This is a genomic window from Psychrobacter nivimaris (genome assembly GCF_043419765.1).
Classification (GTDB): domain Bacteria; phylum Pseudomonadota; class Gammaproteobacteria; order Pseudomonadales; family Moraxellaceae; genus Psychrobacter.
Genome location: NZ_JBHOFX010000001.1, coordinates 853,791 through 871,801 on the forward strand (window position 1 = coordinate 853,791; position 18,011 = coordinate 871,801).

The window sequence follows — 18,011 nt, forward strand, 5'->3', positions numbered from 1 at the left end:
CATAAAATCCTAAAAAAAGGCGCTTCTGAATTATAGAAACGCCTTACCAAATAGCCGTTCAAATATTAAATCTCTTAAATAAGCTCATCGTTACGCAGAGTGAGAACCTCATAGCCGTCAGAAGTAACCGCAATCGTATGCTCCCACTGAGCAGATAGCTTTTTATCATTGGTGATTACAGTCCAGCCATCTCTTTTGACTTTAACTTTGGCTTTACCTTGATTGACCATCGGTTCAATGGTAAATGTCATACCTTCTTGTAGGACTAGACCTTTTCCTTGATGTCCGTAGTGTAGCACTTGCGGTCCCTCATGCATTTCGCGTCCAATACCGTGGCCGCAATACTCTCGCACTACAGAGTAGCCGTGCTGCTCAGCGTAACTTTGGATGGCATGACCAACATCACCCAGCGTTGCTCCAGGTTTCACCACTCGTATTCCTTCCCACATGGCTTCATAGGTCTGATCAACCAAGCGTTTTGCAAGTGGTGCCACCTCACCTATCAGATACATTTTGCTAGAATCAGCGATAAAACCCCCTTGTTCTAGGGTAATATCCACATTCACAATATCACCTGATTTGAGTATTTTCTGCTCTGAAGGAATGCCATGACATACCACGTTATTCACCGAGGTATTTAATGCATATTGGTAACCATACTGACCCTTACTGGCTGGACGTGCACCTAACTGATCGACAATATAGTGCTCAGCAAGGTTATTGATGTCCATCGTAGAAGTACCAACTGTAATTTTCTCATCAAGATAATCAAAGACAGAGGCGAGAAGTCTTCCAGACTCACGCATGATTTCCAATTCTGCTGCGCTTTTAAGTATGACCTTATCCATCTATAAGGTTCCTTATATTGACATCAGCCTGTCTCATTTGCTCATTGATAATTTGGTTGTAAGACATATTTGGGTTGGCTTCAGCGAGCATACCTATCTTCATCCAATATTCAGCTTGTGCGTTGATGGAGCGCACCATGACGGCACTTGCTTTACGAATATCTTCATGCAGTTCATCATCAATTTTCACAATACCCATAAAAACACCTTAATATACGAAACGTATATGAATCGTATATCTATTTTTGTATGGTTGCAAGGCATAATATATCGCTTGAACTCGATTTCCTTATATCGAAATTATGTGAATTCAACTATGGCTTGAGACTGATAGCAAAAAACCACCTATTAAGGTGTTTCTTGCTCAGATGTGGTGACGTAGTGTAGCCAACTTTTAGAAAGTTCTATTTAAAAAATCATATGAGCACACACCGCAATGATTGGTAATGAGATGATGGTTCTCAATAGAAAAATCACTAATAGCTGAAAAAAGCTTACTGGAATTTTTGTCCCTAAAATCAATCCGCCTACTTCTGACATATAGATCAATTGAGACACTGACAAGCAAGCGATGACAAATCGCGTTAACTCTGACTCTATTGAAGAACCGATAATAGCCGGTAAGAACATATCTGCAAAACCTACCATAATCGTTTTTGACATTTCTGCAGCAAAAGGTATGTTCAATAACTCTAAGAATGGAATAAACGGCATACCTAAATAATCAAATATAGGTGTTTCTTCTGCAACGATTAAACCCATAGTGCCGATTGCCATAACGACAGGCAATATCCCAATCCACATATCCAAAATATTTTTTAGACCATCTCTTAAGAAAGTAAGAAAACTTGGACTCTTATCTGCTTTTTGAACGGCTTTATGTAAACTATGGGTAAATAATGTTTTCCCTTCGGGAATGGTTTCATGATCTCTATCACTGTTTTCGATAGTATAAGTATCTTCAATTCTAGATAAAGGCAATAACCTTGGGACTATTAGCGCACAAACAATGCCGCATAGAGCAACGACGCCAATCATATTAATAAAGTAGCTCTCAAGCTTAACCTGAGAGATGACAACCAAACAGAATGTAATCGACACTGCTGAAAAGCTTGTAGCGATAATTGCCGCTTCTTTTTTGGTATAGAACCCACCTTCCAATTGTTTATCGGTTAATAACACACCGATAGTGCCATCGCCCAACCATGACGTTAAACAATCTACAGATGACCTACCTGGTAAGCCAAATAAAGGTCTCATCACTTTGCTTAGTAGAACTCCAAAAAATTCTAATAAGCCAAAATCAAGCAATAACGGTAGCAGCAATCCAGCCAAGAAAAACACGATAAAAAGTATTGGCATTAACTCATATAATATTAAGCCGCCAATATTGTCTGAATATATTGCTTCAAACCCAAATTTAAAATAGGTCACGACAACAAAGAACGCACCAAGCATCCTAATAACAAGCCAAGGCGTTGTAACGTTTAATAAGTTATTCAAAAACGCATTATTCAGAATAAATGCAGGTTTCATGATTTTAGTATATAAGGTACAACACAAGGTAATCATGATTGAGGTGACAACCAATAACGGCAAAAGGTCACCGATATAACCCTGTATGTAATCCTTCAATACAGATATAGGAATGGTAAATCCTTCTGCATAGGTGACAAACTTACCATCCACATAGGGAATTGGAAATACGAAAAGCATCAAACCTATAATAGAGGGGATAAAGAACTTCAAAAACTGTCTGATATTGATACCGCTAATATCTCGACTTGCAGCGCTGGCTTTAATAATGTCCATATTATTTTTACTCGCAGTCCCTTTTTAACCAACCTAAAGAAGGTTTTAACAACCCCCTTTAGGCTAGATTCTGTTACTCATTTTAAATATTTAATGCTAATAGTTACTCAAAAGTGTGTGGGTCACTTTTTCTAAAATCTTAAATATTCTGGTCGAGTCATCTTTTGAGTTGTTGTACAAAGGATTTATCTCTGCCATTTCCCAGCAGCATACCTTCTTATTCTTAATTAACTCTATGTTAAGTTGCATCGCTTGTTCGTATGACAGACCATTCATTGCAGGCGTACCGGTTCCTGGCACATATAAAGGATCGACACTATCAACATCAAACGACACATAGATATGATCGCAATATTCTAGTTTTTTGAAGATTTCCTCTACGGTAGAACTGATGCCTTTTTGGGTTATCTCAGCCACGCTATATAAAGGGATTTTATGTCTTCTAATTAGATCCATCTCTTCTTCTTGATAGTCTCTAACGGCACAAAACACCACGTTTTCTGGCTTAATTGATGGCTCGCTCGATGCCATAAACTTCAACTTTTCCCAATACTCTTTTTCTTTTTCAGAAAGCTCGTTACGCTGACATTCCAAATTATCAATGGCACAAGCCATCGCCAAAGGCATGCCATGCATATTTCCTGATCCACTGGTATATGGTGAGTGAAAGTCAGCGTGTGCGTCTATATAAACCACGCCGATTTCAGCATCAGGATGTGCCATTTTTAGACCGTGCATGGTGCCTGCGCAGCTAGAATGATCGCCTGCGATAACAATCGGAAACTGATTCTCATTTCTTATATCTTTGATTTTATGAGCCAATTTAGAAATAACAGGCTCAATGACATCGGCGTATTTTGCATGCTTAAATGGCGACTCTTCTTCATGTATATATTCATTTTTTATACTATCAAGTTGCAATTTTTCATAGTAGTCTGCGTTCATTTCTTTTGATGACGCGCGCAATGCATCGATTCCTAGTGACGCGCCTTTTTTATGCCCTGCGACATCTGAATACACTTCTACTATTCGCACGTTTTTCATTAAATCATTCATTATTTTGTCTCTATTAAATAAAACAATTTTTTCATCATTTGAGTCCAAATCTGGCATTGAACTTCTATTTTCTATATTCAAATGACTTATGATGCGGCCATCGCTTCATCCGTCTCTAGGCTAAAATCTTTGCTATGAGCTTTGACTACCGAATAGAGGTTTTTAGGGTCTTGTTGCTGAGGAATCAAGTCAAGCAGCTCATATGCATCCTGCTTTTTGATCAAATCACGCAAAAATACCAAAGCCGTAAAGTCTTCTGAGGCAAAACCAACACCATCAAATACAACCAAGTTATTTTCGTTGGTGCGTACTTCTTTTTCACCGTTGACGATGCGGTGAAACTCTGTCACAGGGAAATCTTGAGAGAGCTGTTGAATATCGCCTTCAATACGGGTTTGTGGTTCAAACTCTACAATGACATGATCGGCTCTTAACAAAATGTTGGCATCTAGCTCGGTTTTACCAGGACAGTCACCGCCAATGGCGTTGATATAAACGCCTTTTTTGACCATATCATCACGAAGAATGGTGGCGTTTTTCTTATCTGCGGTACAGGTAGTGATGATATCTGCACCTTCAACCGCCTCTTCTACCGTTTTGCAAATAGTAATCTCTAGACCTGAATCGGCAAGGTTATGCGCTACTTTTTCAGATGCGGCTGGGTCGACATCATATAAACGCACTTTTGAGATACCTACGACTGCCTTCATACCCATTGCTTGGAACTCACCCTGAGCACCATTACCGATGAGCGCTAAAGTCTGGGCGTTTTTAGGCGCACAATGTTTGGCAACCAGTGCTGAAGTCGCTGCCGTGCGTAAGGCCGTTAAAATACACATTTCTGTTAATAAAATCGGATAGCCTGTATCGACATCAGACAATAAGCCAAAAGCGGCTACCGTCTGCAAATCGCGCTTGGTGTTGATCGGATGGCCATTGACATATTTGCACGCAAACATTTCACCATCGCTGACAGGCATCAACTCTATGACACCGTCTTTGGAATGAGAAGCAAAACGACTGGATTTTTCAAAACTATCCCAACGAGAAAAATCTTGTTCTAAAGCATCTACCAATTCTTTTATGGTCTGTTCTATACCATAATTACTAATGATTTCAGCCATCGCCTGTACGCTAACAAATGGCACACCCTGCTTCTGTGATACGATAAATTTAGACATTAATTTTACTCCATTCCTTGAATATTATTTGTTTAACCGACAATTAATATGCTACCAATTATAATTGTCAGTTAAAATGTTAATAATTTACCAAATATGGACATTTTTTTGACACATTGTTAGGTGCTACTTAGCATAATGTCAAAATCTAATGAAGGAAGCATTTTTATGGCGTATTACACTTATGACTCTTTAGATAGCGAACTGATATCTGAACTTCGACAAGATGGTCGAGCAACCATCTCCAACCTTGCTAAAAAACTCAAAGTCTCTCGTGCCACTGTCCAAAACAGATTGGATAGACTGATTCACAACGGTGCTATTTTAGGATTTACGATTCGAGTGCATGAGGCACTAGATAAAGAAACAGTTAAAGCGATGATGATGATTGAAGTAACAGGAAAATCTACTTCACAAGTGATTAGGAAACTACGGGGTATCCCTCAATTGATTAAGCTACATACAACCAATGGTGCATGGGACTTGGTAGGAGAGATACATACCACAAGCTTGAGGGAATTTGATGAAGTGCTGCGTCAAGTCAGAGAAATTGATGGTATTTTGAATAGTGAAACAAGTGTTTTGCTTTCGAGTTTGTAGTGTGACCTTATCCAAAGAAATATGTTCAGTACAGTCTAAGAATGCAACGCCCTATTTGGACTGTGATCTAGTGATATCAATGTTGTTGATTCATTAAAATAGTCACATTTACCATCAGCACTGAGTCTGCTTATACTTCCCAAATGTAGAAAGCCCCAATCTCAAGATTGGGGCTTTCTTAGTGCTTATAGTATAAAGGCTGTAGCGGAAAACCTTTAGTTTCAGAGATCTTTAATCAAAAATGGTTATTAAGCGTCATCATGGTTCACTTAATAACCCAGTCGAAAGCAGCTACCCTTCCACATGGTTGAATGACTTGTTTCTTATAAAATCTGACAAGCCTCATCAAAGTCCAATCTTGGAAGACGGCTATACAATTGATCTTCTTGGCCATAACCTATATTAATGAGTAGATTTGAAGTCCATTTGCTATCTTTAAGAAAGGTGTCATCCACTAATTCATTATTAAACCCAGACATTGGGCCTGTGTCCAAACCCAAGGCTCTACAAGCCAAAATCAGATAAGCGGCTTGCATAGAACTGTTTCTAAATGCTGTTTCTTTTATGAGTTCAGGGCTAGAGTTAAACCATGATCTGGCATCAGTATGTGGGAATAATTTGGGAAGTTGTTCATAAAACTCTTCATCATAAGCGACAATCACTGTGACAGGTGCTGTCATTGTTTTTTCGATATTACCTGATGATAGGGCTGGCTCTAATTTCGCTTTAGCGTCATCAGATTTAAGAAATACAAACCGCGCCGGTGAACAGTTGGCCGAGGTAGGTGCCATTTTAACTAAATGGTAGATTTCTTCAAGTAGTGCATCTGGTACGTCTTTTTTTTGCCAAGCATTAAAGGATCTGGCCTTACCAAACAGTTGGTCAAGACCTTCTGAGGTTAACGATAGGGAATCAGTCATAGTACGTCCTAATTGATATTAATTTTTGGATAAGAATTGAAGGATTTTGCTATTGGTTGAGCAGGTTTCTGTGATTGTACTGGCATGGCCACCTGTTACCATCAACTCAAATTGAGCATTTTGTATATTATCGGCTAAAGCCAGACCGCGTTGCCATGGCACCAAAACATCATCAAGATTGCTTAAAACTAGTGTTTTGTTTTTGATATGCTTGGCATTTATCAGGGGTTGATAAGCCTGCAAGGCTTTTAGTCTCGTTGAGACGTTCTCGACTGGCGCAAAGTGAGCGATGGCTTTATTTTCTTTTTGCGTGAGTGTATCTATGTTGTCTGAGATCCAGATCGGTGGGTATAAAAATATCGCTTGGGCACGTACAAATGCCTCTACCCCTGTGTCTTGTAGCAAACTGGTTCGCATGCTAAAACATTTAATAGTGTGAGGATCTAGGCTTTCCCATCCATTTAAGATGACCAGTTTATCTAACAATTCTGGCGCTTTATAAGCGACTTCCATACCGATAAATCCGCCAAGTGCGTGACCGACGAAATGACAGTTAGACAGCTCTTCTTGTTTTAAAATTTTGATTAATTGTTCTGCTAAATCTTGCATAGAATAGTTATCAGGTAAGAGAGCACTATCAGGCGATACCCCCTCTTGTTCGTAGCAAATCACATTGTAATGCTCGGTAAAACACTCAATTTGAGGTAACCAAAAATCAGCATGCCCGCCTAAACCTGAACTAAATACGATCGTTTCTGTCGTGTCGTTCTTACAAGGATATTTTTTAACTAACATAGGGTTTCATCCAATTTCAGTAAAATTCAAATTGCGGTAAAAGTATCTAATAGCTTATAAAATCAAGTTAAATCAATTCAACGGTACGCTCATCGCTTTCATCATATTCATACGCTACGGTTTCTTCGAAGTTTTCGACTTCGCTTTCACCTTTGCTTTCGATGGCCTCTTGAGACTTGATATATTTAATTAACGCGTCTATGGTGCCGACCTTTAGCTTATGAGTATCAGCGAATTTCATCAGATCATTTCTACGAGCCATTTCACCATCTTGGTTAATAATTTCTACAATAACCGCAGCAGGTTCTAAACCAGCCAGCTTCGTTAAATCGCAACCTGCCTCAGTATGCCCAGCCCGTTCTAAGACACCGCCGTCCTTAGCTACTAATGGAAAAATATGACCTGGGGTTACGACGTCATCAAAGGTAACGTCTTGAGACACGGCAGTTCTAATGGTCTGAGCTCTGTCTGCCGTTGATATACCTGTACTTACGCCTTTTGCTGCATCAATGGAAACGGTGAAATTTGTACTATAAGGTGCTTGGTTGTCTTTGCACATGAGAGGTAGTTTTAATTTTTTGCAACGCTCGGCGGTCAAGGTCAAACAAACCAAACCTCTGGCATGGGTGATCATAAAATTGATATCATCAGGTTTGGCCAAACTGGCTGCCATAATCAGGTCACCTTCATTTTCCCGATCCTCATCATCCATGATTATGACCATCTTGCCTGCTTTAATATCTTCAATGATTTCTGGTATTGTATTGATATTCATAAAATCCACCATTTGCATTTATATTTGCTTTTGTATGTTGTTATGTAGAGCCTATTGTCAATTAATCACACGCTCTACATAACGTCCTACGTTTGATACGGCCGTATAGCTACTTCATAGAAATAGTAGTATTTACGCCTTCACTAGCATCTTCATCAAACCAACGTGATATCACGGTTTTAGTCTGTGTATAAAACTGCACCGCTTGCTTACCATACGGACCTAAGTCACCGAGCTTACTGGCTCTAGACCCTGTAAACGAAAACATCGGTAGCGGTACTGGAATTGGCAAGTTAATACCGACTTGTCCAACATCGATATCTTGTTGGAACTTGTGTGCATGGGCGCCAGACTGGGTGAAAATTGCAGTGCCATTACCATTTGGATTGGTATTGATAATCTCAATGGCTTCCTCAAGCGTGTCGGCATACATAATGCATAAGACAGGACCAAAGATCTCTTCGGTATAGCAGCTCATATCAGCTGTTACGTGATCTAAGATGGTTGGGCCAACAAAGTTACCTTCTTCGTAACCTGCTACCTGACAACCACGGCCATCTAGTCTGAGGGTTGCGCCTTCATCGACTCCCGCTTGGATTAAGCGCTCAACACGGGCTTTGGCTTGCTTAGATATTAGCGGACCTAAATCTTTATCATCCTTGCCAGCAGACACTACTAGCTGTGCTGATTTTTCTACAATCTCATCAACCCACTGTTTAGACTCTCCAACCAATACCACGACAGACAGTGCCATGCATCGCTGCCCTGCTGCACCAAATGCCGCCCCTGCTAACTGATTCAGACTTTGTTCTTTATTGGCATCAGGCATGATAACGGCATGGTTTTTCGCACCCATCATACATTGCACACGTTTGCCAGCCTGACCGGCTCGATCATAGACATGCTTACCAACTGCTGTTGAACCAACGAAAGATATCGCTTTTATGTCAGGGTGATCGCACAGCGCATCCACTGTATCTTTACCACCATGAACGACACTTAATACTCCTTTCGGTATACCTGCTTCAAGGGCCAACTCGACCAACCTCATGGTAACGATTGGATTTTGCTCAGAAGGTTTTAGGATGAATGTGTTGCCTGTGGCGATGGCCATTGGAAACATCCATAGCGGTATCATGGCAGGGAAATTAAAGGGGGTAATACCTGCACAGACGCCTATTGGCTGCTGAACGGTATACATATCAACACTACTAGCGACGTTTTCAATGTAGCCCCCTTGTTGCAAGTTACCGATACCTGATGCGTGTTCTACGACCTCAAGACCTCTAAACACATCGCCTCTAGCATCTGCCAGTGTCTTACCTTGTTCTTCCGTCAGTAGCGCCGCCAGTTCATCCATATGCTCACGTATCAGTTGTTGATACTTTAGAAAAACACGCGCTCTTTTGCTAATTGGTGTGATACGCCAGCTCTTAAAAGCCTCAGCGGCCATTTTGATGGCTTGATCAATTTCCTCAGGTGTTGATTGTGGTACCTTGGCGATAACTTCTTGAGTGGCTGGATTGGTGATATCAATCCATTCTGTGGTAGTCGATTCAGTAAATTCGCCGTTTATCAATTGTTGTACGTTGCGTAGTTCTGCAGTCATGACACGATTCCTTAAGGTAATATCAAATAGGGATTAAAATTTATGGATTGAGTTTTAAGAGCGGCTCTGATGTAGCAATTTCTCTCTCAGTAGTCACGCTCATCTCTTTTTGTTTGTTTTTAAAATTGAAAACGAGGTTCATAAGAATGGCTAAGAAAGTAGCGGTACCGATACCGCCTAAATCAAAGCCTGCAATGTTTAGTGAATAGTTGCCAGTACCTAAGATTACTGGGACGGCGGCTACCAACATATTGCCATTCTTACTGAAATCAATTTTTGCATTCATCCAAATGCGCGCACCAGCGATCGTGATTAAACCAAAGACAACGATTGAAGCACCGGTCAAAATAGGCACAGGAATGGTACTTACCAAGGTTCCAAACTTAGGGGATAAACCCAATAAGATTGCAAAGACACCTGCTATGACAAAGACGACTGTAGAGTAAATTTTGGTCGCGGCCATCACGCCGATGTTTTCTGCATAAGTCGTCATACCAGTGCCGCCTACCGAGGCTGAAAGCGTGGTACAAAGGCCATCAGCGAAGAACGCTCTACCCATATAAGGCGAGATGCTTTTGCCAGTCATGGCTTCTACCGCTTTGAAATGCCCAAGGTTTTCAGCGATCAAGATGATAAAGACGGGTGCAATGACTAATATGGCACTGGTCTCAAAGACAGGAGAATAAAGGGTTGGAATACCGAACCAAGCGGCATTTGCAATTGGACTAAAATCAATAGGCGTGCCCATGCCAAATACATTGGTTAATAGGAAATAAATAAAATACGCAGCGACCAGTCCTATTAACAGTAACAGGCGTCTGATCATGCCTTTGGTAAATACGGCGACTGAACAAATACATAACACGGTGACCAACGCCATCCAAGAATCAAAGCTACTGCCGATGACGCTTTGTATGGTGACCGGCGCTAAGTTCAACCCGATAATCATAACGATGGACCCAGTGACTACAGGTGGCATCAAGTTCTCAATCCACTCTGTCCCTGTTTTCATCACCAGCAGACCCATCAATGCGTATAAAACCCCGCAGACAACGGTACCTCCCAGCGCAATACCAATATTTGGATTGATACCAGTACCACTATAGCCAGTTACTGCTGCTACCGCCCCGATAAATGCAAAACTAGAGCCCAAATAGCTTGGTACGTGACCCCCAGTAATCAGAAAGAAAAGTATCGTGCCTATACCAGTAATTAGCATGGTTAAGCTAGGATCAAAGCCCATCAGTAAGGGAGCTAAGATTGTCGCACCAAACATTGCGAATGAGTGCTGTGCGCCTAACACCACACTTTTACCCATTGGTAAGTATTCATTGATACCTACCGGTGTCGTTTCTAGGTTCCCAGTGTAGGGACGCCATTTCACAAACCATTTATCCATTTTGAATATCCTTAAAAAAAGTAGAGGTGTGATACTTAGTTTTTGCACTTACTTAATTGATGGTAGTCTCGATTGAAATAGATGAGACTTTCACAATCAGGCTTGTGTTTGATATCCAATACTTCACAAATAAGAATATCGTGGGTCCCCACCGAGCTGATGAGTTTGATTTTGCAATCAAAAGAGATGCTGGCGTCCTCTAATACAGGCGATCCGGTTGACAGCGTGGACCAGTTGCCTTGCTCAAATCTTTCTTCCAGTGCCTTTTTACCACCGAACACACCGCTTAAATCTTTATGTTCAAGACCAAGCGTGTTGACGCATAGCACCATATTTTCTTTAAAAAACTTGTATACAGAAGCGCTTCGGTTTAGACACACTAATAGGGTTGGCGGTTCGTCAGTGACACTGCATACCGCTGAGGCTGTAAATCCTGCGCGCCCTGCCGGACCCTCAGTGGTAATAATGTTCACGGCAGCCGCCAACTTGCTCATTGCATCTCTAAAAGACTGCTGCATGTCGGTTAAGTTTCCTGCCGTAGAGGTGAATGATTCTTTAGACTTATGTTTCATTAATGAGGATTGCGTTACTTGGCTTTCTTTAATTACTGTATTCATCTGTCATTTCCTTTTAAACAATATTCCGCCATATGTGTAGTCAACTAAAGCGCCCTACTACAGTCCAATGCTAGTGGGTTCAATGTCAGGTAACTTTAAATTCACTAACTGCAGTTATTTTTAAACAGGTTTTTATCCAATGTGCGCTATGGATGCGATTTCGACCAAAGCATCTGGTTTAACCAATCCACATTGAATACAAAATCTTGCTGGCTTTTCATTGGGAAAAAATTCTGCATAGACTTGATTGACCGCGTCATAATCTGCCCAATCTTTTACAAAGATCGAATTAAAGGTCACATCATCCATATCGCCACCAGCAGTTTGAATAACGTTTTGAATCGTTGTTAACACATGGCGGGTTTGAGCAGCGGCATCACCCACATGTACGACATCGTTGTTTTCATCAAAGGGCAAGGTGCCCGAGACATAAACGATGTTGTCGGCCTTGGTAGCGGGTACATAAGGGGCTAATGGTTTGCTAGTACCTTCAGGGATAATCACTTGTTTAGACATATCTACATTCCTATTGCGGTTAGGTTAAGTATGAAAATCGTGGTTTAGGTTGCTAAAAACTGGCTAGGTAAAATATTAGCTATCTGAAAAACACTGCTGCATGCTGGCAACATCAGAGACCCAACCAAAAAAGGTTTTTACGTTATATAGTGTGGCGTCATGAGCCTCTACTGGCCCTGCTTGATAACAAGCGTCATCTAATAACACCCCAAAATACTCAAGAAAAAATCCATCTCGAAGCGTAGATTCAACACAGACGTTAGTCGCGATACCTGTGAGCAATAAATTACGTATGCCACGTGACCGCAATACACTATCGAAGTTGGTGTTCGCAAAGCCGCTATATCGAGGTTTATCTATAACGATGTCTTGAGGCGCAGGGCTAAGCTCGTCGACCAACTCATAATCCCAGCCACCTTTTGCCAATAGCGTTCCTTCAATTTCAGGATTCTTACGCATGGTTTTTAGGGCATTTGACTTGTGATAATTGGGCGATCCACTACCACCAGCCTCTACATATTTATTGTCCCAGCCATTTCTAAAGTAGATAACTTGTATGCCAGATTGATGGGCAATAGCCACGGCTTGCTTGATTTTATCGATGACAGGTTTGGTCGCTGTGACATCAAACCCAGCCAAATCTAGATAACCACCTTGGCTGGCATACGCGTTTTGCATGTCCACGACGATCAATGCCGTCTGGGATGGATCTAACTTGATAGGTTCAGGCAACGACTCTAAAACAGGAGAGGATTCCTTGGTAAAGTCTGCACAAATTGTATTAACCGAATTCATATTTGCTCCTTTTATTAGGCTTCGCTGACAGCTTGGCTGGCAACTGGTGTATCAACATTGATGCGGCTCTGCATCAGCGGTTGAATTCTGCTACCAAAATCTTCCACGCCTTGCACGAAATCATCAAAGGTCAGTAGAACGCCATCCGTACCTTGTACTTCAGCGACTTCGTCTAACATACTGGCGACATTTTCAAAAGAGCCGACAAGCGTACCCATATTGATATTGACTGGTGAAACGCTTGAGGCCATATGGCGAACGTTGGTATCTTTGCCTGAGGTTTTGTCCTTACCGCCTTGCGACTGCAACCAATCAATGGCTTCGAAATCCGCACCATCATTGTATGATTGCCACTTTGCTTGGGCTTTTTCATCGGTCTCATCTGCAATGACCATAAAGAGGACATAGGTCGGAACATTACGACCCGTCTTATCCGTGTGTACCTTTAAGCGATCATTGATACCGGCATAGGCAGTTGGCGTGTTCAGACCTTTACCAAAGACAAAGTTATAGTCAGCGTATTTTGCAGAGAACGCCAAGCCTGTATCTGATTGGCCCGCACAGATAATCTTCATATCCGCTTTTGGAATAGGCTTCACCTGACAATCATTCATCTGAAAGAACTCACCCTTCAAATCAGATTGGCCTGTCGCCCAAAGATCTCTTAAAATTTGTACATATTCAGATAGGTAGTCATAGCGCTTACCAAAATAATCATCACCTGGCCACATGCCCATCTGTCCATATTCTGCTTCTTGCCAGCCAGTCACGACATTCAATCCAAAACGCCCGTTTGAGATGCTATCAAGCGTTGATGCCATTCTCGCTACGATTGCCGGTGGCATGACCAACGTTGCCGATGTGGCATAGATTTTTATCTTGGACGTAACTGCGGCCAATCCCGCCATCAAGGTAAAGCTCTCGAGGTTGTAATCCCAAAACTCAGTTTCCCCGCCAAAGCCGCGCAGCTTGATCATCGAGAGCGCAAAATCAAAACCATAGTGCTCGGCACGTTGCACAATCTGTTTATTTAGCTCAAATGTTGGCTTGTATTGCGGCGCGTTTTTCGAGATTAACCAACCGTTATTACCAATCGGACAAAAAATACCTATTTCCATGATTTCACCTATACGTTTGAGGAAAAAAAGAGCGATAAAAGAAATAAAGATTATTTCATATTTTTTATGTAGCATAATTTATGCCAAATTAATTAGTTTTTATTTATCAATAACTTATATTATTTTCATACAAAAATTATTAAACCATATGGTCTAAAAATATGCAGAAAAATAGTGCGGGCTGTTATAAATTGGTGCAAAGTGTTATAAAATAGTGCACAAATGTATAAATTGTTTATAAGTACATTTTGATGATGGTTTGAATGAAGATAAGGTGGAATAAGCAGCAGAAAATACTGGTCAACAGCAGGTTGCTTTAGTCGGTGAACCTGTAAACCGATATGGTATTGCTCGCTGTTGGAGTAGTTGGCATACCTGTTTTGACTAACCAGTAGCATCTGCCTTTGGTTGCTTCGACCCTTTTTTAAATTGAATCAACTATCATTTAAAATTAGGTTCATATGGCTTTACGATGAGGGAAAATATAGTGAAAGAATACGCACTAAAAGAAGAGACAGAGACGAGTGCAAAGATATTAAAAAAGAAAGAACATATCATTAATGCTGCATTGATCGTATTTTCCCAAGAGGGATTGAATGGCGCGCGCATGGAGCAAATTGCCGAAGAGGCTGATATATCTAAATCGAATATATTTTATTACTTCCAAAGTAAAGAAGTTCTGTATGTTGCTGTTTTAGAAAAGGTGCTGAGTAAGTGGTTATCGCCTTTAAGTGAGATTAACGCCAACCAAGACCCAAGGGTTGCCCTTAAGACCTATATTGAAGAAAAGTATAAAATCTCAAAAAAATCACCTGCAGCATCGAGACTGTATGCGTTAGAGATTATACAAGGGGCACCTCATTTGATGGCTGTATTAAAAGGCCCTTTGAAATCTTTGGTTCGTGAAAAGGTGGCAGTGATTGATGGCTGGATTGCAGATAACAAGATTAAGTCCGTGTCTGCCATCCATTTGATTTTCCATATTTGGGCAGTCACTCAGCACTATTCTGATTTTTCTACGCAAACTGAAGCGGTGTGTAATCATAGCTTGAGAAATAAGAAGTTCGCTAATGAGGCATTAAATACTAGCATTCAACTTCTGGTAGATAGTTTGATTCCGTGATTTGACATGAGTAAAGTACAGATCCCCAATTCGAAAAGCCCCAATCTAAAGATTGAGGCTTTTTTTATGTCCGTCATTTAAGGGCTGTAGTTTAAATAAAGACTGTAGTTTAAATAAAGCATTACATGACTAAAACTTCTTTTCTTCAACCCCTATAGTCACGATTGTATAAGGATGACTTGGGAGAAATCAGCACCTGCAAGTGAGGTTAGCAACCAAGGTAAGTAGTGATATAATGTCCTGATAATCGATATTTTATAAAAGGGTTACATTATGGCTCGTACCGCTAGCGCATTGCACATTTTAGTAAAACATAAAGAACAAGCTGAGGACATTATTGCCAAGCTTAAAAAAGGCGCTAAGTTTGATGTACTGGCCAAGCGATACTCAACCTGCCCATCAGGTAAAAAAGGTGGCAGCTTAGGTGAGTTTGGCAAAGGTGATATGGTAGGGCCATTCGATAAGGTTTGCTTTACCGGCGAACTATTTATCCCGCATTTAGTAAAGACCAAATTTGGCTGGCATGTCGTAAAAGTCCTTTATAGAACTTAAGCGTTGAAGCTCTGATTGTAAGCCACCTGAGCTATATCTCAAATATCGTCCTGATTCGCATATGCTTTAATATCGTGGTAATTATGTGCGAATCAGGATTTGATGTTTGGTCGACCTCCCCCTTCTAATCCTTACGTCAAACGCCCCTTGTTTTATTTAAGCAGTATTTTACTTAAGCAGTTTTCTACGAGTTAAGGTCAAATAGTGAGGGGCGAGATAGGTTGTAATCAACCTTTAAAACCTTTAGGTAATTCAGGCGCGGGCAAGCGCTTCATATCAGAGTCAACATTACCGAAACGCTCATGGCCATTATTCCAATCAATAATAGACTGCTCAATCTCAGCTTTGTTATCAGCAACGAAGTTCCACCACATTAGCACTTGGTTATTCAGCGGTTCGCCGCCGATGAACATGATACGTGTGCCCTTTTTGGCAACCAGCTTAATACTTTTGTTATTAGCGACATCGCTATCATGAAAACGGAATAACTGGTCTTGCTGACAAACCTTGCCTTCGGACGCTACCTCTCCTTCTGAAACCAAAATACCGTACTCAAAGTCTGGCTCTAAATTCAATGTCGCTTCGCCATCTTGCTTGAAGTACACATCTATACCGACCAGTTTAGAATACTGAATGGTAGGCGCTTCAAATATCTCACCTGATGTATTGGTATAGCTACCTGTCGTCAGTATCATCTCTACGTTGCCCTCGCTCCATGTCGGTAGTTCAGGATAATGATGAAAACTGCGCTCGATTTTCTGATCGGTGGGAAGCGCAATCCATAGCTGTACCATACTGATACCACGTGCGGCATTTTCTGAACCACCCGTATCTGGAAAGACACTTTGTTCTGTATGACTGATGCCTTGGTGCAGACCCGTACCTGCGGTCATGACATTGACTTGGTTTTTGGTAATGACCTGATGATTGCCCAAACTGTCTTTGTGTAGCACCTCACCATTTAGCATCCAGCTGAAAGTCTGCAAGTTAGTATGCGGATGGCGACCCACTTGCATCCCTGCATCATCTACACCAAAATCAGCAGGACCTGCATGATCTAAAAAGCACCACGCACCGATAGGTTTTTTGCCTTTGTTAGGTAGTAAACGTGCGATTGGAATACCGCCGACAGTAGCCAGTTTTGGCTCAAACGTTTGAATACTCATGAATCTACTCCTTTCTTGATACTTTATATATTACAAATAATGAGCGTAGAAAAGTATTGAATGGTTGTTGGTACTTCCATGCTCAATACATCTGCAGCTGACGTCTTATCATTTAGCGTTTTACCATTTGTATTAACGCTGCTGCTAATGGCAAAGATATAAATAACGGTGCGGTAGTTTTACTGCTTACTTTCTCTGCAGTACTATCTAAATTTATTATGCCACTACAGGTACAATAAAAAGTATATATAATTGACGCATCTAAAATATGAGCAATGAAAACATGGATATCGAAAGCAATACTGCTGATCAAATAGAAATTATCTATGAAGATGAGTATATAGTAGCGATTAATAAAGAAGCTGGTCTGTTGGTGCATCGCAGTTGGTTGGACAAAGGTGAGACACGCTTTGCCATGCAGCTCACCCGTGATGCGGTAGGCTGCCATGTGTTTCCAGTACATAGGTTAGACAAACCTACATCAGGTGTGTTGTTATTTGCCAAGAGCTCAGCCGTGGCACGTAGCCTTACCGAAGCGTTTACTGAACGCAAAGTGACTAAGCAATATTTGGCCGTGGTGCGTGGCTTTATGTCTGAGCAAGGTACTGTTGACTATGCGTTGAGCTTTAAGCCTGACGCCATTGCCAATAAATTTGCCAACTTAGATAAACCTGCTCAAGAAGCGGTCACCCACTGGCAGAGTTTGGCACAAGTTGAACTGCCATTTGCAGTATCAAAAAAGCATACCACTAGCCGCTATAGTCTGGTGCGCTTAACGCCTGAAACTGGCCGCAAACATCAGCTGCGTCGGCATATGAGACATGTATTCCATCACATCGTGGGTGATACCAGTCACGGCGATATACGTCATACACGATTTTTTCGTACTCACTATGATTGCACGCGTATGTTGCTGCATGCTCAGACTTTGGCGCTCAGCCACCCCATCACTGGTGAGCCACTAGTACTAAAAGCTGGATTAGACGATCAATGGATGCGTATCTTAGAAGAGTTCTCTTGGACAGATAGTGTTAAGGTTTAAGTTCCTAGTGGGGACTTGAATTTTCGGCTTTAGATTAATGATAGCAATAATTTGAGTTATTGAAATAACATCGGTGTACTTCGTTGT

Annotated in this window: 18 protein-coding genes and 1 pseudogene; 4 read left to right on the forward strand and 15 right to left on the reverse strand. The window is 41.2% G+C overall.

Annotation, left to right across the window (positions count from 1 at the left end; genetic code table 11):
- Nucleotides 1-74: 74 nt before the first annotated feature.
- From map to ACHEVO_RS03250, 5 genes are all read right to left on the reverse strand, one after another.
- Complete coding sequence (gene map / locus ACHEVO_RS03230) at nucleotides 75-848, reverse strand: type I methionyl aminopeptidase (protein ID WP_394123875.1); 774 nt, start codon at nucleotides 846-848, stop codon at nucleotides 75-77.
- Nucleotides 841-1,047, reverse strand: coding sequence for a ParD-like family protein (locus tag ACHEVO_RS03235; protein WP_191113989.1), 207 nt, complete (start codon nucleotides 1,045-1,047; stop codon nucleotides 841-843). The genes map and ACHEVO_RS03235 overlap by 8 nt, the downstream gene beginning before the upstream one ends.
- A 209-nt stretch (nucleotides 1,048-1,256) precedes the next feature.
- Complete coding sequence (locus ACHEVO_RS03240) at nucleotides 1,257-2,660, reverse strand: YjiH family protein (protein ID WP_394123876.1); 1,404 nt, start codon at nucleotides 2,658-2,660, stop codon at nucleotides 1,257-1,259.
- 96 nt (nucleotides 2,661-2,756) lie between these two features.
- The gene (locus ACHEVO_RS03245) at nucleotides 2,757-3,773 is read right to left on the reverse strand and encodes an arginase (protein ID WP_394123877.1); all 1,017 of its coding nucleotides are present in this window, start codon (nucleotides 3,771-3,773) and stop codon (nucleotides 2,757-2,759) included.
- Between the two features lie 29 nt (nucleotides 3,774-3,802).
- Complete coding sequence (locus ACHEVO_RS03250) at nucleotides 3,803-4,897, reverse strand: ornithine cyclodeaminase (RefSeq protein ID WP_394123878.1); 1,095 nt, start codon at nucleotides 4,895-4,897, stop codon at nucleotides 3,803-3,805.
- Between the two features lie 168 nt (nucleotides 4,898-5,065).
- On the opposite strand from ACHEVO_RS03250, the gene ACHEVO_RS03255 reads away from it, so the two are divergent.
- Nucleotides 5,066-5,497, forward strand: a complete 432-nt coding sequence (locus ACHEVO_RS03255; protein WP_057761040.1) for an Lrp/AsnC family transcriptional regulator — start codon at nucleotides 5,066-5,068, stop codon at nucleotides 5,495-5,497.
- A 323-nt stretch (nucleotides 5,498-5,820) separates the two neighbouring features.
- Here ACHEVO_RS03255 and ACHEVO_RS03260 read toward each other — a convergent pair whose 3' ends face one another.
- The 9 genes and pseudogenes from ACHEVO_RS03260 to rutA form a co-directional block, all read right to left on the reverse strand.
- Nucleotides 5,821-6,417: a malonic semialdehyde reductase gene (locus ACHEVO_RS03260; RefSeq protein WP_394123879.1), complete on the reverse strand. Its 597-nt coding sequence runs from the start codon at nucleotides 6,415-6,417 to the stop codon at nucleotides 5,821-5,823.
- A gap of 18 nt (nucleotides 6,418-6,435) precedes the next feature.
- Entirely contained in the window at nucleotides 6,436-7,212 is a 777-nt protein-coding gene (rutD, locus tag ACHEVO_RS03265; protein WP_394123880.1) for a pyrimidine utilization protein D, read from the reverse strand.
- Between the two features lie 97 nt (nucleotides 7,213-7,309).
- Nucleotides 7,310-7,987: pseudogene (ribB, locus tag ACHEVO_RS03270) on the reverse strand (3,4-dihydroxy-2-butanone-4-phosphate synthase); the annotation flags it as partial.
- A gap of 109 nt (nucleotides 7,988-8,096) precedes the next feature.
- Nucleotides 8,097-9,596: a CoA-acylating methylmalonate-semialdehyde dehydrogenase gene (locus ACHEVO_RS03275; protein ID WP_394123881.1), complete on the reverse strand. Its 1,500-nt coding sequence runs from the start codon at nucleotides 9,594-9,596 to the stop codon at nucleotides 8,097-8,099.
- 40 nt (nucleotides 9,597-9,636) lie between these two features.
- Nucleotides 9,637-10,995 carry a solute carrier family 23 protein gene (locus ACHEVO_RS03280; RefSeq protein WP_394123882.1) on the reverse strand — a complete coding sequence of 453 codons (1,359 nt, stop codon included), beginning with the start codon at nucleotides 10,993-10,995 and terminating at the stop codon, nucleotides 9,637-9,639.
- A 35-nt stretch (nucleotides 10,996-11,030) separates the two neighbouring features.
- Nucleotides 11,031-11,612, reverse strand: a complete 582-nt coding sequence (gene rutF / locus ACHEVO_RS03285) for an NADH-dependent FMN reductase RutF (RefSeq protein WP_191114002.1) — start codon at nucleotides 11,610-11,612, stop codon at nucleotides 11,031-11,033.
- Between the two features lie 132 nt (nucleotides 11,613-11,744).
- On the reverse strand, nucleotides 11,745-12,128 hold the full coding sequence (gene rutC, locus ACHEVO_RS03290; protein ID WP_057761062.1) for a pyrimidine utilization protein C: 384 nt from the start codon (nucleotides 12,126-12,128) through the stop codon (nucleotides 11,745-11,747).
- A gap of 75 nt (nucleotides 12,129-12,203) precedes the next feature.
- Complete coding sequence (rutB, locus tag ACHEVO_RS03295) at nucleotides 12,204-12,923, reverse strand: pyrimidine utilization protein B (protein ID WP_379544848.1); 720 nt, start codon at nucleotides 12,921-12,923, stop codon at nucleotides 12,204-12,206.
- 14 nt (nucleotides 12,924-12,937) lie between these two features.
- Nucleotides 12,938-14,041, reverse strand: coding sequence for a pyrimidine utilization protein A (gene rutA / locus ACHEVO_RS03300; RefSeq protein ID WP_057761066.1), 1,104 nt, complete (start codon nucleotides 14,039-14,041; stop codon nucleotides 12,938-12,940).
- Between the two features lie 487 nt (nucleotides 14,042-14,528).
- On the opposite strand from rutA, the gene ACHEVO_RS03305 reads away from it, so the two are divergent.
- Entirely contained in the window at nucleotides 14,529-15,164 is a 636-nt protein-coding gene (locus ACHEVO_RS03305; RefSeq protein WP_296211356.1) for a TetR family transcriptional regulator C-terminal domain-containing protein, read from the forward strand.
- Nucleotides 15,165-15,437: 273 nt separating this feature from the next.
- Nucleotides 15,438-15,716, forward strand: coding sequence for a peptidylprolyl isomerase (locus ACHEVO_RS03310; protein WP_394123883.1), 279 nt, complete (start codon nucleotides 15,438-15,440; stop codon nucleotides 15,714-15,716).
- A 227-nt stretch (nucleotides 15,717-15,943) separates the two neighbouring features.
- On the opposite strand, the gene ACHEVO_RS03315 is transcribed toward ACHEVO_RS03310, so the two are convergent.
- A complete protein-coding gene (locus ACHEVO_RS03315) occupies nucleotides 15,944-16,882 on the reverse strand; it encodes a pirin family protein (RefSeq protein ID WP_394123884.1) in 939 nt (312 codons plus the stop codon).
- 268 nt (nucleotides 16,883-17,150) lie between these two features.
- On the opposite strand from ACHEVO_RS03315, the gene truC reads away from it, so the two are divergent.
- On the forward strand, nucleotides 17,151-17,924 hold the full coding sequence (gene truC / locus ACHEVO_RS03320; protein ID WP_394123885.1) for a tRNA pseudouridine(65) synthase TruC: 774 nt from the start codon (nucleotides 17,151-17,153) through the stop codon (nucleotides 17,922-17,924).
- Nucleotides 17,925-18,011 lie beyond the last annotated feature (87 nt).